Origin of the sequence: Sphingobacterium sp. UBA7253 (assembly GCF_002472745.1) — a bacterium.
GTDB lineage: Bacteria > Bacteroidota > Bacteroidia > Sphingobacteriales > Sphingobacteriaceae > Sphingobacterium > Sphingobacterium siyangense.
This window is the reverse complement of the sequence record NZ_DKSP01000041.1, coordinates 1,435-2,610: the sequence shown is the minus strand read 5'-3', so window position 1 is coordinate 2,610 and position 1,176 is coordinate 1,435. Positions and strand designations below refer to the sequence as shown.

Here is a 1,176-nt window from a genome sequence, read left to right as displayed (position 1 = left end):
AGTCATATTGGCGCCCTGCACGGCATAATTGCCGTCCAAGGTAACGTACAGTTGACCTTTGAATAACATGTCCGCCTTGTTGCGTGGAAAGAAGCTTAATTCGACCAACCAAGGTTGTACAGTCTTAATCGTATCCGTAATAAAAAACTTATAAAAAGTAGGTGCGGAGTTTGCAATCGGACTTAAGAACTGATTGGTAACCAATGAAATGTTGTTGTCATAAATATCAACTTGTTCGTACAATTTATTGAAATAGGCTGTCAGACCATCGTTGTCAATAAATCTTGGATCAAATTGTGCACGTTGGTCACCAAGGATATACTGTTTGGTTTTGCTTGGATCTTTACGGTAATATACCTTGGACATTTTTTCTTCAATGAAAGCAGGCAAAACATATTTGTTGGCAGTTTTAGCCGAGTCGTCCGTTTCAAAAAGAAATTGATAGTTTTTGAATATTTTTTTATTGACAAATTTCTCCGATAGATTGCTTAATCCTAAAGACATCTTCTCGTATTGGTCAAATTCAGCATATTGTTGCCCTGAAAGTCTGTTTTTTTCCTTATTCTCGATGACTTTTCGGATCAATGCGACAGCAGGATTATCTTTGTTGCTGTATTTTTTCTTTTTGGCCTTGACGACAACTTCTTCCAGCATGTTGTCCTGTTGATCCATCAGAATTTCTTTTGTTTGCGTGGCATCATTCGTAACAAAAGCGTCTTTGCTGTCATAACCAATGTAACTTGCTCTGATTTTTACATAAGATGTTGGAAAGACAAGTTTGTATTCACCATTTGCATTGGTCGATGTTGTGGTTCCAGCAGAAGCCGGTGCGCCAACAACGGCTACGGTAGCATAGGGTATAGGATTCTTGGTCTTTGCATCTCTAACGGTGCCGGTTACGGTTTTGTTTTGGGCAAAAGCCATAGACACCGTTAGCACGAGCGTTATCGAAAAAAAGAGTTTAGTTATGAAGGTTGTTGCGTTTATTTTAGCTCTCATTATATTGCTATAATCTTGAAAATTCAAAATTGTTTTCCTGTTTCTACTTTATTTTTGACTTTATAGGTATTAAAATCAAAAAATCAGTGAACAAAGGAAACAAAAAATTAAGAATAATTAAAATTTTATTGTAATGTAATAAAGGAAAGTAATTGAATTACATTCCCGTGTAAACAG

1 protein-coding gene is annotated in these 1,176 nt (G+C 36.2%); it reads right to left on the bottom strand.

From position 1 onward, the window contains the following. The coding region (locus tag B2X72_RS03840; protein WP_286848334.1) for a DUF5686 family protein at positions 1 to 999 on the bottom strand (999 nt) is incomplete at its 3' end. Positions 1,000 to 1,176 lie beyond the last annotated feature (177 nt).